The sequence below is a fragment of the Stenotrophomonas sp. PI_27 genome (assembly GCF_027854495.1).
Taxonomy (GTDB): domain Bacteria; phylum Pseudomonadota; class Gammaproteobacteria; order Xanthomonadales; family Xanthomonadaceae; genus Stenotrophomonas; species Stenotrophomonas pavanii.
Genome location: NZ_JAJNOF010000018.1, coordinates 1 through 15,244 on the forward strand (window position 1 = coordinate 1; position 15,244 = coordinate 15,244).

Genomic DNA, 15,244 nt, shown 5'->3' on the forward strand with positions numbered 1-15,244 from the left:
GGATGAAGCCGATTCCGGATCGAAGGAGTGGCCATGAATTCCCCCCTGTCTCCCTTGTTGTCGGCGGTTGGCCGCAGCTGGTGGATCCTGCTGCTGTATGGCCTGGTCGCACTCGGCTTCGGCATCATCGCCATCGGTTGGCCGCTGTCCGCGGCCATGGCATTGGCGTGGACGCTCGGCGTGATGGCCATCATCGAAGGCGTCATCAGCCTGTTCGCACTGATCAGCGGCGGCAGCGGTGCCTCGCGCGGCTGGCTGGCGCTGTATGCCATCGCCTCGCTGGGCTTCGGCATCCTGGCGGTGATCAACCCGCTGGCCACCGCCAGCGTGCTGGTGCTGTTCCTGGCGGCATGGCTGCTGGTGGCCGGCATCTATCGCATCGTCTTCGCCATTCGCGTGCGCAAGCAGATCCAGGGCGAGTGGCTGCTGATCCTCAGTGGCGTGCTGGCGGTGACGCTGGGGCTGCTGTTCGCGGCCAACCCGTATGCAGGCGTGGCGGTGACCACGCTGTGGATCGGCATTGGCAGCCTGCTGTACGGGCTGCTGCAGGTGCTGGTGGCGTTCAAGCTGCGGAAGCTGAAATGAGGGCGGTGCCATCGTTGTTGCTGGGGGTGGCACTGGCCCTGAGCGGTTGCGCGCCGGGTGGCCTTCCGCACGCGCTGACCGGTGGCAAGGATCAGCCGCCGCGCGCCGGTGTGGACGTGCGCCTGAGCGCGGTCGATGCGGCCGGCAACGGCACTCCGGCGCGCTGGCAAGGTGAAACCCTGGCCCTGCGCGAGCCGCCGATTGCCGGCAGCGCCGACATCGCTGATGTGCGCTACGTGCTGGATCAGGACAAGCAACCTGGCCTGCAGATCCGCTATCGACCCGAAGCGCACGAGCGCATCCACGATGGCACGGCAGCACTGGTCGGCCAGCGAGCGGCGATCAGCGTGGATGGCCGCGTGCTGATGGTGGCGACGGTGAAAGGCCCGTTCGGGGCATCGATGATGCTGAGCGGGCTGCCGAGCGTTGCCGAGGCGCAGGCGCTGGCCAGGCACATCACCGGTCAGTGACGGGTGCGCCAACACCACCGCGCTACGCGCGGAGGTCGACCAAGGTCGACCGCTACCGTGCGAACCGTGCCTCGATCTCCTCCAGTGACTTGCCCTTGGTCTCCGGCAGCCAGAACGCGGCCACCAGGAAGAACACGAAGGTGCACGCCGCCCAGAACACGAACATGCTGGCGTAGCCGTAGTGGCCCACCGTCGGCAGGAAGATCGCGGCGATGGTGGTCGACACGAACTGGTTGATCAGCAGGGCGATGCTCATGCCGTTGGAGCGGATGCGGTTGGGCATCAGTTCTGACAGCGCCAGCCACACGCACACGCCGGGGCCGACCGCGAAGAACGCGACGAACACCAGGATGCAGGCAGCGACCGCCCAGCCATGGGCCGGCGGCGGTACCGGGCCGATACGGGCCTGTTCGATGCGCAGCGGTGCCTGCGCGGCACTGGCCGGGTCGGCAAACGGGTTCAGATGCAGTTTGCGGAAGAAGGCACCGATCACGCTGTCGGCCTGCACGGTGCCGGCGCGCTCGATGCGCAGCTCGCGATCAGTCAGGTTGTCGCTGCGCAGGGCGCGCACATTGGTGAAGTCACCATAGGCGTACGACACGGTCAGCTGCATCGGCCGGCCCTGGCTGTCGATGCCATTGCCCAGGCGCTGCCACTGCGCGTCGTCCAGCACCAGCTGCAGGCCGTCGCCGCTGACCGCCGCCTGCAGCTGCGGCTGCACGTCAGCACGGCCGCGCTCGGCCTGGAAGAACAGGGTGGCGGCGGCCAGCAGGGCCACGCAGATGCCGCCGCTGCCGAGCATCAGCAGGAACTTGCGGCCTTTGCGGTCGACCAGCAGCAGGGCGACCACGGTCATCACCGCGTTGAGCAGCTTGATTGCCACGTCGGCGCCGTTGGCGACCGAGCCGGACAGGCCGGCCTGGTTGAGGATGTTCACCGCGTAGGCCAGCACCGAGTTGATGCCGGTGGCCTGGGTGCAGGCCAGCACCACGCAGGCCAGCAGGAACGGCACCACATAGCGGCGGCTGAGCAGGGGGTCGCGCCTGCCGTCGCTGCTGCTCGATTCCGGCGCCTGGATCTGGGCCAGCGTGGGCTCGACGTCTGCGCTAGGAAGCACACGCTGCAGGCTGCGGCGGGCGTCGTCGATGCGACCGCGACGCACCAGCCAGCGCGGCGATTCGGACAGCCAGAAAATGCCCGCGCAGAACAACAGGCCCGGCGCCAGGCAACTCCAGAAGATGGTGCGCCAGGCATGATCCTTCACCGTGAACAGTTCCTGCGCCTGCTGTGCCAGCGGCAGCGAGCGCACCGCTTCGGCGGCGGCATCCACCGCATGTGCGTGGTACAGCCCGATCAGTGCGGCCAGCACCAGGCCGATGGTCAGCAGCAGCTGGAACATTGCCGCACCCCGGCCACGTCGCTCGGGACTGAGGACCTCGGCCAGGTACAGTGGCACCACCACGCCGATCAGGCCACCGCTGACGCCTTGAAGCAGGCGGCCCAGCAGCAGCGGCGTGTAGCCGGAGGCCAGCGCCATGATCGGGATGGAGGCGGTGAACAGCAGGCCGGCCAGCAGCATCGCACCGCGGCGACCGATCAGGTCGGCGACCATGCCGGCGAACAGCGAGGACAGCACGCTGCCCAGCAGTACCGCCGCCACCACGAAGCCGAGCTGCTGGCTGCTGAGCTGCCAGGCGTGGCTGGCCGTTGCTTCCAGGTAGGGCAGGGCACCGGCGATGATGCCGATGTCGATGCCGTACAGCAGGCCACCGAGGCCGCCGATGAAGAGCAGGTAGCGCACGGGCCAGCGCGGGGTGGGGGAAGCGGGTACGGCAGGTGCGACGGCTGCGGTCATCGGCGTATTCCTGGAATAACGGGGATGGTGCGTGGCTGGGGCATTTTGCTTGCGCGCTTCATGTAGAGCCGGGCCATGCTCGGCTTGCCGCGCGAAGCACGGCGCGGACGTCATCGATGTCGGTACGAAAAGCAGCCGAGCATGGCTCGGCTCTACAAGAACGCAGCTATCAAGCGTCTGCGGCGTTCAGATCGACTACCCGCCCACCGACCACCACCTGCTGCAGGCGCAGCTCGGCGTCCAGCACCACCAGGTCGGCGCGGGCGTCGGGCGCGATGCGGCCGCGATCGCCCAGGCCCAGGTAGTCGGCCGGGAAGGTGGAAACGCGCTGCGAGGCATCGGCCAGGTCCAGGCCGACGCACACCAGGTTCCGCAGTGCCTGGTCCATGGTCAGCGCGCTGCCGGCCAGCGAGCCGGTGGCCAGGCGCACGCAACCGCCACACTTGTGCACGCGCTGCTCGCCCAGTGCGTACTCGCCATCGGGCATGCCGGTGGCGGCAGTGGCATCGGTCACCGCGTACAGGCGCGGGATCGCGCGCGCAGCCAGGCGGATCACACCGGGGTGGATGTGCTGCAGGTCGGGAATGATCTCGGCGTACTGCGCATGCGCCAGCGCGGCCGCAGCGATCCCTGGGCGATAGTGATCGACGCCGGTCATGCCGTTGAACAGGTGGGTGAAGCCGGAGGCACCCGCTTGCAGGGCAGCCACGCCCTCTTCGTAAGTGCCCGCACTGTGGCCGAGCTGCACGCGGATGCCCAGTGCCGACAGTGCGGGAATCAGCGCGGTGTGCTCGCCGATTTCCGGCGCCAGTGTCATCACCCGGATCGGCGCCAGCGCGTGCAGCTGCTGTACCAGCGCCAGCGTCGCCTCGAGGGTGCGGTTGGGTTGCGCGCCCAATCGCTGCGGGCTGATGAAGGGGCCTTCCAGATGCACGCCGGCGATGCATGCCGCATCGGCGTCGGGCGCGGCCATGGCGGCGGCCACACCCTGCAGCGCGTGCGCGATCTCGTCCAGGCCGGCGGTCATGGTGGTGGCCAGCAGCGTGGTGGTGCCGAAGCGCAGATGGGTGCGGGCGATGGTGCGCGCCACGTCGCCGCCCTGCATCAGGTCCACGCCGGCCGCACCGTGCACATGCAGGTCGATGAAGCCGGGCAGGATCACCGGCAGCTGCGGGTCATCAGCGCCGCTGTGGTCATCCACCTGCAGTTGGCGCACATGCGAATCAAAATGGACGTGGCCGCGCCGCCAACCCAGTGGGGTGAGGATGCGGGCGTGCAGGGAACGGGTATCGGTCATGCGGGAGGCTCGGCGATGATCACGTCGATGCCCAGCCGCTGCAGTCCCTCGCGGGTTGCGTCGTCGATGCCGGCGTCGGTGATGATGGCGTGGATCTGGTCCAGGCGGGCGATGCGGTGCAGGCTGACGCGGCCGAACTTGGAGGCGTCGGTCAGCACCACGATGCGACGCGCGCGTTCGACCATGCGGTGGTTGAGACGGGCTTCGGCTTCGTCATGGGTGGTCAGCCCGAACTGCAGGTCCAGGCCATCCACGCCCAGGAACAGGGTATCGAAGCTGTACGAGTTGAGGCTGGCTTCGGCCTGGCTGCCCTGCAGCGAGAGCGATTGCTGGCGCAGCAGGCCGCCGGTCAGCAGCACGTTGATGCCCGGCGCGTTGGCCAGTTCCCAGGCGATGTTCAGGCCATTGGTCATCACCGTCACGTCGCGATGCGCGCGCAGGTGGCGGGCCAGCGTCATCGTGGTCGAGCCCGAGTCGATGATGATGTTGTCGCCCGGCTGCACCAGGCGCGCCGCACAGGCGCCGATGGACTCCTTCAGTGGCAGGTTCAGCGCATCCTTCTCGTGGATGTCCTGCTCCTGTGGCGGGGTGCGCACCAGCGTGGCACCACCGTGGGTACGGTTGGCCAGGCCCTGCGACTCGAAGTGGGTCAGATCGGCACGGATGGTCACCGCCGACACGCCGAAGCGCTCGACCAGATCGGCCACCTGCACCGAGCCGTGCTCGATCAGCAGCTGCAGGATCTGTTGCCGGCGGGAGCGGGTGTTGCGCATGGCCATTCTCGGTTTCGCGGGGAGGTAGAGATTAGCCGTTCGCAGGAACGCCGGCAGCCGAAGCTGCGTCGTGCCTGCGGTTACCGGCGCGGTTGCCGCTGCAGGCGCGGGCATATTCGCCCAGGCACAGGCCGATGCGGTGCTGGACCAGTGCGGTGGGGGTGTTGGCCAGCGTGCCCTCGCGCACGGCGCGGTACTGCTCCGGCAGGTACTGGCTGAGCAGCACCAGCGGCGGCGCGTGCTGTTCCAGGTTGGCGAACAGGGTCTGCACCGCCTGCACCAGCGCCGGCTCGCCCCAGTAGTAACGGCAGCGGTCGCTGAAGGAGTAGCTGCGCAGCAGGCGCAGTGTGGCGTCATCGCCGTGGTAGTAGGACTGCCAGTACTTCGGCTGCGCCACCATCACCGCGTCCAGCACCTGCGGCAGGCGCGAGCATTGTGCAGCCGGCAGCAGTTCGGCCTCGATCGCAGCCAGCGCGAACAGCGCTTCGCGATAGGCGAAGGTGGCCGCCGGGCCGACCTTGAGGATGGCGAAGTGGTCGCGCACCAGGGCGTGCAGGCCGCTTTCGCGCTGGTAGTCGGTGGAGTGCGCTTCGAACACGATGCGCGGCTGCCGCTCGAGGAAGTCGGCCAGCGCATGGGCGGCCTCCGGGTTGTACTCGTGCACGCCGCTGTGGTCGAAGTCCACGCCCGGTTGCACCACCATCGCGATCACGCGCTGCCATGCATCGCGCAGCTGTGGCGTATCGAACGCCTGCTGGTGGATGGCCAGGGTCTGCGCGGCGGCGGCCGGCGTGGTCACCTGCAGGCCCTCGGCCAGCGAGGCTTCACCCCCGGGAATCGGCACCTCGGTACCGATCACGTAGACCGGCGGCGGCAGGCCGTGTTCGGCGGCGGTGCGTTCGGCAATCTCGGCCAGCTCGGCCGAACGCGCGGCGACGACGGCATCGGGCAGCGGCACCGGGTCATCGGCGCAGGACATGCTGCAGTCCAGGTGGATCTTGTGGAAACCGGCGGCGACGTAGGCTTCGATCAGCACGCGCGCGTGGGTCATCGCTTCGGCAGCCGGGCGCTTCTGCCAGGCATTCGGGCCGAGGTGGTCGCCGCCTAGGATCAGCCGCTCGCGCGGGAAGCCTTCTTCATCGGCCAGGGCGCCGACGTAATCGCGGTACTGCGGCGGGGTCATGCCGGTGTAGCCGCCGAACTGGTCGACCTGGTTGGAGGTGGCCTCGATCAGCAGCACGGTGCCATGGGCCAGCGCCACATGCATGGCGGCGCGCAGCACCTGCTCGTTGCTGCAGCAGACGCTGTACAGGCCGACGTTGGCGCCGGCGCGGTGGGAGGCAAGCAGGGTCTGCAGCGGGGACATGGTCAGGCTCCGGACATCAGGAAAACGAGGGTTGGCAGGCGAGCAGCGCGGCACCGCGTGCGCCACCGGCATCGCCGAAACGCGGCGGCACGATTGGTGGTACCTGCACGCCATGGAACAGATGGGCCGCGATGGCCGCTGGCAGCTGCTGGTACAGCGGCGCGTACTGCGAAAGGCCACCGCCGAGCACGATCACATGCGGGTCCAGCGCCAGCACCAGCGCGGCCAGGCTGTGGCCGAGCAGGTCACGATGGATGTCCAGCGCCTGGCGCGCGCGCGCATCGCCGGCCTCGGCCAGGGCAATCACCGCGCTGGCGTCGGCGGCGCTGCCACCGAGATGGCGTTCGATCATTGCTACGCCACTGCCGGAGACATAGCGCTCCACGCAGCCCTGCAGGCCGCACCCGCAGTCCAGCAGCGGCAGGCCGTGGCGCTGCAGCAGGTGGCCGGGCACGCTCCAGTGGCCCCATTCGCCGGCCAGGCCGTTGAAGCCGGACAGCAGCCGGCCCTGCAGGCAGAAGCCGCCACCGGCACCGGTGCCGAGGATGGCGCCGAACATGCTGGGGTAACCGTCAGCCGCGCCGCCGTGCGCTTCAGACAGGGCAAAGCACTGCAGGTCGTTGCCGAAATGCAGTGGGCGTTGCAGCCGCGCCTGCAGATCCTGCGCCACGCATTGGCCGGTCAGTGCGGGCACGTTCGCGCTGAGCTGGCGGCCACTGCGGCGGTCGCGCACGCCGGGCAGGGCGATGCCGATGGGCGCATCGCTGCGGCCGAGGGCAGCGTCCGCCTCGGCGACCAGCGCCACCACCGCCTGCAGGAAGCCGTCGTAGTCACCCTGTGGGGTGGCCACGCGGCGGCGCCAGGTGACCTGCATCGCCGCATCGCATGCCACCAGCTCGATCTTGGTGCCACCGATGTCGATGCCATAGCAGGCGTGGGCGATCAGCTCAGCCATGGTGGATGGTGACGCCCTTGACGACGCGGTTGACGGTGCCGTCCGGGAACGGGTTGTCCGGGGTCAGTCCCAGCGCGGCCGAGCGCTGCAGTGCGAACAGCTGCGCAAAGCCCAGCCACACCGGCGCCAGCCACGGATCGTCCAGCGGCGGCACGCTGACGGTGTAGTCGTCGTCGGCGCCGATGTCCGAATGCGGGCCGATCGCCAGCACCTGGCCCGCTACGCCGTCGCGGCGCAGCTCTTCCAGCAGGTCCTGCTCGTAGCGGCGCGCCAGTGGCTGCACGCTGCGCAGCACCACGACCAGGGTGTTGCCATCCAGCGTCGACTTGGGGCCATGGCGGAAGCCCAGCGGTGTGTTGGCCAGTGCCAGCACGCGGCCGGCGGTCAGTTCCAGCACCTTCAGCGCGCACTCGCGCGCCAGCGCTTCCAGCGGGCCACTGCCGAGGTAGATCACACGGTTGAACGGGCGCTGCGCCAGCGCGGCCACCGGTGCATCCCACTGTGCCTGGCCTTCGCGGGCCAGCGCGGCGATCTGCTTCAGGCGCGCCACGCGCGCATCCCACGGAGAGCGATCGAACACCGTCAGTGCGGCCAGCAGCATGCAGGTCAGGCTGCTGGTCATGGCGAAGGCGCGGTCGCAGCTGGCCGACGGCATCAGCAGGGTGCAGGTATCGGCACGACCGGCGCCGCGGCGGGCCAGTTCGCCATCGGCGTTGCAGGTGATGTCGAGGAAGCGCGCGTCATCCACGTCGCTGCGCACGCGATCCACCGCTGCCACGCTTTCCGGGCTGGAACCGCTGCGGCCGAACGAGACCAGCAGGGTCGGGCGGTCGCGCTGCAGGTACAGCGCCGGGTGGGTCAGCAGGCTGGTGGTGTGCACCACGCGCACCTCGGCCGGCCACTGCGCGTTGATCGCGTCGGCCACCATCTCGGCGATGAAGCCGGAGCTGCCAGCGCCGGTGAACAGCACGCGCTGGTGGGGGTCGTTGAGGCTGTCGCCAAGGAAGGCCTGCAGGCGGTCGCGGGCACGCGACAGGTCCAGCGCAAGGGCTTCCCACAGCGCAGGCTGCTGGGCGATTTCGGTAGCGGTATCGGCTCCGCCCAGGCGCTGCCAGGCGGGGACATCGGAAAGCAGGGTGGCGTCCATTCGGAGGTTCCAGTTAGGCCAGCGCACCATCTGCGTTTTCTTTCGAAATGTCAAACATCGAAAGTAAAAAGAAAGAAAACGGGTGGGCGACTTTTCCCGGCGCACCGACCGCAGGAAAACGAAAGGGTGGGCGGAATGCCGTATCGCACAATGCTTAACAGGCGCCTGCAAGCGCTTACACAAAGTACTGCAACGCAACAACTTTCGTTTCACTGGAATATATCTTCCTTTTTCCTTTCAATTTGTTGACATCTTTCGAATCGCTGCCCTAGAGTCGGCCCAACCGCTTTCGAAACGCCCGGTGAACGGGTTGGGAGTCCGCGTGGAAAACTGCGTTCGTCGCTCGCCGCTGATGCTGGCCCTGTTGCCGGCACTGATGCTGGCGTCCATGCCGTCCCGGGCCGAGCCGGTCGGCAACCTGCGTTCGGTCAGCGCCAGCGACAGCCGCGACGGCGTGCAGGGCTGGGACCTGCAGACCGACAAGGGCGCGCGGATCCGCATCGAACTGCCGGCCACCGACATCATCCGCGTGCAGGCCGGCCGCAACGGCACGCTGACCGGCGCCGGCGACAAGGCCGCACCGATCGTGCTGCCACAGCCCAAGGCGAACGTGCAGGCACAGCTGGAAGAAGACGCGCAGGAAATCCGCGTGCGCACCGACGCGTTGGTGCTGCACGTACAGCGGCAGCCGCTGCGCCTGCGCCTGGAACGGCTGGACAACGGCCAGCCCACCGCGCTGTGGCAGGAACTGCAGCCGCTGGACCTGGATGCCACGCAGAGCGTGCAGGTGCTGTCCTCGCAGGCCGATGAGGGCTACTTCGGTGGTGGCCAGCAGAACGGCCGTTACCAGTTCAAGGGCCGCGAGCTGGACGTGTCCTATTCCGGTGGCTGGGAAGAAGGTGATCGGCCGAGCCCGGCGCCGATGCTGCTCAGCAGCCGTGGCTGGGGCATGCTGCGCAATACCTGGAGCGATGGCAGCTACGACCTGCGCCAGAGCGACCAGGCCACGCTGCTGCATCGCGAAGACCGCTTCGATGCCTACTACTTCGTCGGCGCGGACCTGCCCAAGCTGATCGAACGCTATACCCAGCTGACCGGCCGCCCGAACATGGTCGCGCGCTGGGCGCTGTCCTACGGCGATGCCGATTGCTACAACGACGGCGACAACAGCAAGAAGCCCGGCACCGTGCCCGAAGGCTGGAGCGACGGCCCGACCGGCACCACGCCCGATGTGATCGACAGCGTGGCCAAGCAGTACCGCGCCCACGACATGCCCGGTGGCTGGATCCTGCCCAACGATGGCTACGGCTGCGGCTACAAGCAGTTGCCGGAAACGGTGAAGGGGCTGGCCGGCTACGGTTTCCGCACTGGCCTGTGGACCGAGAACGGCGTCGACAAGATCGCCTGGGAAGTGGGCAAGGCCGGCAGCCGCGTGCAGAAGCTGGACGTGGCCTGGACCGGCAAGGGCTACCAGTTCGCGATGGACGCCAACCGCCAGGCGTTCAACGGCATCCTCGACAACTCCGATTCGCGCCCGTTCCTGTGGACGGTAATGGGTTGGGCCGGCATCCAGCGCTACGCCGTAGCGTGGACCGGTGACCAGAGCAGCAGCTGGGACTACATCCGCTGGCACGTGCCGACCCTGGTCGGTTCGGGACTGTCCGGCATGGCCTACGCGAGTGGCGACGTCGATGCGATCTTCGGCGGCAGCGCCGAGACCTTCACCCGCGACCTGCAGTGGAAGGCGTTCACCCCGGTGCTGATGGGCATGAGCGGCTGGTCGTCGAACGCGCGCAAGCACCCCTGGTGGTATGACGAGCCCTACCGCAGCATCAACCGCGACTACCTGAAGCTGAAGATGCGCCTGACGCCATACATGTATGGGCTGGTGCACGAGGCCGCGCAGACCGGCGCACCGCCGGTGCGTGGCCTGATGTGGGACCACCCGCGCGATCCGCATGCGCAGGATGAGACCTACAAATACCAGTTCCTGCTCGGCCGCGACCTGCTGGTGGCGCCGGTGTACCGCAGCCAGGCGGCCAGCCGTGGCTGGCGCCGCGACATCCACCTGCCGGCCGGCGGCTGGATCGACTACTGGGATGGCCGTCGCGTGCAGGCCGGTGCCGACGGCCGCCAGCTGGACCGCCAGGTGGACCTGGCCACGCTGCCGGTGTTCGTGCGTGCCGGTGCGATCCTGCCGATGTACCCGTCGATGCTGTTCGATGGCGAAAAACCGCTCGATGAAGTGACCTTCGACCTGTACCCGCAGGGTGATTCGCAGTACACGTTGTACGAAGACGATGGCAACACGCGCCGCTACCAGCAGGGTGAGTCGAGCACGCAGCAGATCCGCGTGCAGGCGCCGGCGCAGGGCAGTGGCCCGGTGCAGGTGCAGATCGACGCCGTGCAGGGCCAGTACAACGGCCAGCTGGCCCAGCGCCGCTACGGCCTGCGCGTACTCAGCCGGCAGGCACCACGTGCGGTGCAGGCCGGTGGCCGCGCGCTGCCGGCGCTGGCCGATGCGGCAGCGCTCAACAACGCCAGCGAAGGCTGGTACTTCGATGCCAAGGAGCGCCGCGGCACGCTGCATGTGCGTACCGCCACCCAGGACATCCGCCAGCCGCTGCAGCTGCAGCTGGACTTCGCGGTGGCGGCAGCGGCCGCCGATGATGCCTACCCGGCCGCACCGGTGCTGGGCCGAGAACTGCCGGCCGACAGCCTGCTGGTGGTCAACCGCCCGGCCGAAGAGCCCGGCCATGCACTGGAGAACGCCTTCGACGACGATCCGGCCACCTGGTTCCGTAGTGTGCGCAACCAGGCCGTGCGCACCGGCGCCCACGAGTGGGTGATCGGCTTCGGTGAGCGGAAGATGATCGATGGCATCGACATCGCGCCACGCAACGACAAGAACTGGAAGCATGGCCAGGTACGCGACTATGAGGTGTACCTGGGCGACAGCAACGGTGAGTGGGGCGAGCCGATCGCCCGCGGCCGCCTGCAGTTGAAGGAGGGCGTGCAGCGCATCGACTTCCCGGCGCATGCCGGCCGCCTGCTGCGCTTCCGCGTACTGAGCGTGCAGAACCCGGAAGGCGACGGCGCCAGCAGCACCGACCCGATGGTCACCGCCGCCCAGGGCAGCGCCCGCGCGTTCGATGCACTGCAGCCGCGCGACGTCGGCCCGATCGCGCTGTCCACTTTCCACATCCTCGAACACCAGGAACCAGAACGACCGGCCCGGCAGCGCTATCTCTCCGAGCTGCCGGTGCCGGCCGCGCTGGCCAGCCAGCTGCGCGCCGACCAGTCGTTCCGTGGCGACGCCGGCATGCGCATGAACGGCCTGCAGTTCCGCCGGGGCCTGGGTGTTGGCGCCAACAGCCGGATCGACCTGCGCCTGCAGGGCGGCTGGCACCTGCTGCGCGCCGATCTCGGCATCGATGACGCCTGCCGCAACGCCGGTGGCCTGCAGTTCCAGGTCTGGGGCGACAACCGCCTGCTGTACGACAGCGGCCTGGTGAAGGCGCCCGGCGTGGTCAAGCCGGAGCTGGACATCCGTGGCCTTTCCACCCTGAGCCTGCGCACGCTGGGTGCGCAGGGCAGCCAACCCGCCCAGGTCTGCGCCAACTGGGCCAACGCCGTACTGATCGGCCAGGAGGGCGACTCCGCCAGCATCGTCGCCCCATGACCCCCTCGTAACACCGCTCCTCCCCCCGCCCATTCCGACCATGGCCCTGGTGGCCGTGGCCCGGGAGCGTTTTGCCCGCCGAACGCCCACGCGCTCACTTATCGCGCTGCACCCCTGCCAGGAGAGAACCCCGATGTTGCCCGCCCGCCACCACCGCCCCCCCTGTCGTTCGATCGCTCCGCTGTCGCTGGCCATCGCCGGCGTGCTGCTGTCGGTTGCCGTTCCTGGCTTCGCCCAGGAGAGCAAGGACAAGGCCACTGACCTGGCCCGCATCGAGGTCACCGGCTCCAACATCCGCCGCACCGACGTTGAAACCGCCTCGCCGGTGCAGGTGATCAGCAAGCAGGACATCCAGAACATGGGCGCGCGCACGCTGCTGCAGGTGCTCGACAACCTGCCGGCCGCACGCCCGGCGCAGCAGGATGCGCGGTCGCTGTTCACCGGTTCCGACGGTGCCTCGCAGGCCAACCTGCGTGGCCTCGGCGCGCAGGGCACGCTGGTCCTGCTGAACGGTCGTCGCCTGTCGTACTACGGCGCACCGGCCGGCTTCCAGACCCAGTTCGTCAACATCGATGCGATCCCCGCCGCCGCCATCGAGCGCATGGAAGTGCTGACCGACGGCGCCTCGGCGGTGTACGGCACCGACGCGGTGGCCGGCGTGATCAACGTGATCACCAAGCGCAACTTCCAGGGTGCCGAGGTCAGCTTCACCAACGATACGTCCTCGCGCATCGACTCCTACGGCGAGCGCCAGGCCAGCATCACCGCCGGCTTCGGTGACCTGGCCGAGAACCGCTTCAACATCTACGGCGCGGTGAACATGTACCGCCGCGACGCGATTCCGCTCAGCGACTTCTACGACAAGCGGCCCGACCAGTATTACGTCAACAACCCGAACTACCTCAACAACCTGCGCCTGGGCGTGGGCAGCAAGCCGGGCGAGTTCAACCCGGGTACCTACTTCGCGTTCGATCCGGTCACCGGCCGCCGCGTGCAGGAAGCTGCACCGGGCTGCAGGAACGTGCTGACCAGTGAAGCGGCCGGCCCGCGTTGCGTCTGGGAAACCTGGATGAACAACGAGATCGATGCCGGCGCCAAGTCCGAGCGCAACACCGCCTACCTCAACGGCACGTTCCTGGTCGGCGACAACACCGAGATCTTTGCCGAGGCCACCTACACCGACATCGACCTGCGCGCCAACGGCGGTACGCCGCGCACCTACGGCACCACCACCGGCAACCCGACCAGCTGGTTCTCGCGCAATACCGGCAACACCGTCAATCAGTTCCTGTACCCGTTCCTGGGACCCAACAACGAATACAACCACGCCAGCCCGCAGCTGAAGGCAATGATGGGCGGGGTGGTCGGCCTGAACTACCTGCTGCAGGATGCCGGCCCGAACTACTTCGGCCAGCGCAACACTGACAAGAGCTACCGGGTACTGGCGGGCGCACGTGGCAATGTGGGTGACTGGAACTGGGAAACCGCATTCGCCAGCGCTGGCACCCACTCCACCACCTACCAGACGATCAACGTCAACACCAAGGGCTTCGAGAAGGCCTTCGGCCCATACACGATCGATCCGGGCACCGGTCGGGTGATCATCTCCGATCATCCGGCGTACAAGTTCGGCGAGATCAGCGAAGCCAACGCCGCGCTGATCCGTGAAGCGTTCCCGACCTTCGACATCCAGTCGTGGACCCGCCTGCATACCCTGGATGGCAAGATCGAAGGCCCGCTGTTCCAGCTGCCGGCCGGCGAGATGCGCGCCGCGTTCGGCTTCAATGCCAGCCGTGAGACCTTCTACACCCCGGGCAATGCCGACGCGGCCAACGGCCTGATCACCCAGCAGGGTGGCTCGTGGTTCGATGGCAAGCGCAACACCTACGCGCTGTTCGCCGAGACCGTGGCACCGATCACCGACAAGCTGGAACTGGATGCGGCGGTCCGCGTGGACAAGTACCCGAACTTCAGCGCCAACGTCGCGCCGAAGATCGGCTTCAAGTACCAGGCGTTCGACCAGCTGATGCTGCGCGGCACCTATTCCACCGGCTTCCGCGCACCGAGCCTGGCCGAGTCCGGAAATGGCGGCGTGTTCGCACAGCTCGGTGGCTTCCGTGACGAACTGCGCTGCGGCGAGACCAATGCCATCGCCAACCTGCTGCTGAAGTCGCAGCGGCCGGGCGATGTCGATCTGGGCAAGAGCCTGCTGAACGTCGATTGCAGCCGCACCGTGGCACGCATGACCCAGCCGAACAAGGACCTGAAGCCGGAGAAGGCGAAGATCGCCACCCTCGGCTTCGTCTACGAGCCGGCCAGCTGGCTGTCGGTGTCGGCCGACTACTGGTTCATCTACCGCAACAATGAAATCGTCGCGCCGGACTATCGCCGCATGGAAGACATCATCTCGATGTCGCGCTCGCCGATCACCGACAGCGACCGTGCCAACCTGGCGCAGCTGGCGGCAATGTGCGCCGATCCGGCCAGCGGCGTGAGCTGCCCGTCGGTGCTGCCGGGTTATTCGGCCGGCAACGTGGCCAGCGTGGTGGGCCAGTACAAGAACCGTGGCAAGACGCTGATCGACGGCTTCGACATCGACGCACGCAGCCGCTTCTCGCTGGGCGACTGGGGCAACCTGAACATCGGGCTGGCCGCCACCATCGCCAACCGCAACCGCTTCTACATGGACGCGGAGAACGGCTGGTACTACGGCGACGTGGTGGGCTACTACAACAACCCGCGCCTGCGCGCCACGCTCAATGCCGACTGGACCTACAAGCAGGTGACCACCAGCATGTTCGTCAACTACGTCGGCGGCACCAAGTGGGCCACCGACCAGATCGACGAAGAGAGCAACAACAAGGAAACCTGCACCGGCGGCTACCTGGCCCTGCAGAAGAGCAAGTGCGATGGTGCACCGTCGTGGTGGACCGCCAACATGAGCGTCACCTGGCGCCCGGATGATGCCTGGAACCTGAGCTTCACCGTCAAGAACCTGTTCAACCGCCTGCCGTTCTACGACCCGAACAGCTTCCTGGGTGACTCCAGTGACTACGCAACCATCTTCGGCCGTGGTTACAGTGTGACCATCGGCTACCGGTTCAAGTAATTCCG

The 15,244-nt window shown here is 67.8% G+C and carries 10 protein-coding genes; 4 read left to right on the forward strand and 6 right to left on the reverse strand.

Annotated elements, in window-relative coordinates:
* The first annotated feature begins 33 nt into the window (after positions 1-33).
* Together LRM18_RS18370 and LRM18_RS18375 are read left to right on the forward strand one after the other, a co-directional pair.
* The gene (locus tag LRM18_RS18370) at positions 34-585 is read left to right on the forward strand and encodes an HdeD family acid-resistance protein (RefSeq protein WP_270955219.1); all 552 of its coding nucleotides are present in this window, start codon (positions 34-36) and stop codon (positions 583-585) included.
* The gene (locus LRM18_RS18375; RefSeq protein WP_270955220.1) at positions 582-1,055 is read left to right on the forward strand and encodes a hypothetical protein; all 474 of its coding nucleotides are present in this window, start codon (positions 582-584) and stop codon (positions 1,053-1,055) included. Before LRM18_RS18370 ends, LRM18_RS18375 begins: the two co-directional genes overlap by 4 nt.
* A 52-nt stretch (positions 1,056-1,107) precedes the next feature.
* Here LRM18_RS18375 and LRM18_RS18380 read toward each other — a convergent pair whose 3' ends face one another.
* The 6 genes from LRM18_RS18380 to LRM18_RS18405 all read right to left on the reverse strand — a co-directional run bounded on the left by LRM18_RS18380 (position 1,108) and on the right by LRM18_RS18405 (position 8,448).
* The gene (locus LRM18_RS18380; RefSeq protein WP_270955221.1) at positions 1,108-2,910 is read right to left on the reverse strand and encodes an MFS transporter; all 1,803 of its coding nucleotides are present in this window, start codon (positions 2,908-2,910) and stop codon (positions 1,108-1,110) included.
* A 169-nt stretch (positions 2,911-3,079) separates the two neighbouring features.
* Complete coding sequence (locus LRM18_RS18385) at positions 3,080-4,207, reverse strand: amidohydrolase family protein (RefSeq protein WP_270955222.1); 1,128 nt, start codon at positions 4,205-4,207, stop codon at positions 3,080-3,082.
* Positions 4,204-4,980 (reverse strand): DeoR family transcriptional regulator, encoded by a 777-nt coding sequence (locus tag LRM18_RS18390; protein ID WP_049468965.1) that lies wholly within the window; start codon positions 4,978-4,980, stop codon positions 4,204-4,206. Before LRM18_RS18390 ends, LRM18_RS18385 begins: the two co-directional genes overlap by 4 nt.
* Positions 4,981-5,011: 31 nt before the next feature.
* Complete coding sequence (locus LRM18_RS18395; RefSeq protein ID WP_270955223.1) at positions 5,012-6,346, reverse strand: D-tagatose-bisphosphate aldolase, class II, non-catalytic subunit; 1,335 nt, start codon at positions 6,344-6,346, stop codon at positions 5,012-5,014.
* Between the two features lie 16 nt (positions 6,347-6,362).
* Positions 6,363-7,301, reverse strand: a complete 939-nt coding sequence (locus LRM18_RS18400) for an ROK family protein (protein WP_206631795.1) — start codon at positions 7,299-7,301, stop codon at positions 6,363-6,365.
* The gene (locus LRM18_RS18405; RefSeq protein ID WP_270955224.1) at positions 7,294-8,448 is read right to left on the reverse strand and encodes an SIS domain-containing protein; all 1,155 of its coding nucleotides are present in this window, start codon (positions 8,446-8,448) and stop codon (positions 7,294-7,296) included. The genes LRM18_RS18400 and LRM18_RS18405 overlap by 8 nt, the downstream gene beginning before the upstream one ends.
* 322 nt (positions 8,449-8,770) lie before the next feature.
* On the opposite strand from LRM18_RS18405, the gene LRM18_RS18410 reads away from it, so the two are divergent.
* The gene (locus tag LRM18_RS18410) at positions 8,771-12,130 is read left to right on the forward strand and encodes a TIM-barrel domain-containing protein (protein ID WP_270955225.1); all 3,360 of its coding nucleotides are present in this window, start codon (positions 8,771-8,773) and stop codon (positions 12,128-12,130) included.
* Between the two features lie 133 nt (positions 12,131-12,263).
* Entirely contained in the window at positions 12,264-15,239 is a 2,976-nt protein-coding gene (locus LRM18_RS18415; protein WP_270955226.1) for a TonB-dependent receptor, read from the forward strand.
* The last annotated feature ends 5 nt before the right edge of the window (positions 15,240-15,244 follow it).

What these genes read in the sequence shown, in the direction of transcription:
- LRM18_RS18370 (WP_270955219.1), top strand. Translation starts at nt 34, where the DNA reads ATGAATTCCCCCCTGTCTCCCTTGTTGTCGGCGGTTGGCCGCAGCTGG.
- LRM18_RS18375 (WP_270955220.1), top strand. Translation starts at nt 582, where the DNA reads ATGAGGGCGGTGCCATCGTTGTTGCTGGGGGTGGCACTGGCCCTGAGC.
- LRM18_RS18380 (WP_270955221.1), bottom strand. Translation starts at nt 2,910, where the DNA reads ATGACCGCAGCCGTCGCACCTGCCGTACCCGCTTCCCCCACCCCGCGC.
- LRM18_RS18385 (WP_270955222.1), bottom strand. Translation starts at nt 4,207, where the DNA reads ATGACCGATACCCGTTCCCTGCACGCCCGCATCCTCACCCCACTGGGT.
- LRM18_RS18390 (WP_049468965.1), bottom strand. Translation starts at nt 4,980, where the DNA reads ATGCGCAACACCCGCTCCCGCCGGCAACAGATCCTGCAGCTGCTGATC.
- LRM18_RS18395 (WP_270955223.1), bottom strand. Translation starts at nt 6,346, where the DNA reads ATGTCCCCGCTGCAGACCCTGCTTGCCTCCCACCGCGCCGGCGCCAAC.
- LRM18_RS18400 (WP_206631795.1), bottom strand. Translation starts at nt 7,301, where the DNA reads ATGGCTGAGCTGATCGCCCACGCCTGCTATGGCATCGACATCGGTGGC.
- LRM18_RS18405 (WP_270955224.1), bottom strand. Translation starts at nt 8,448, where the DNA reads ATGGACGCCACCCTGCTTTCCGATGTCCCCGCCTGGCAGCGCCTGGGC.
- LRM18_RS18415 (WP_270955226.1), top strand. Translation starts at nt 12,264, where the DNA reads ATGTTGCCCGCCCGCCACCACCGCCCCCCCTGTCGTTCGATCGCTCCG.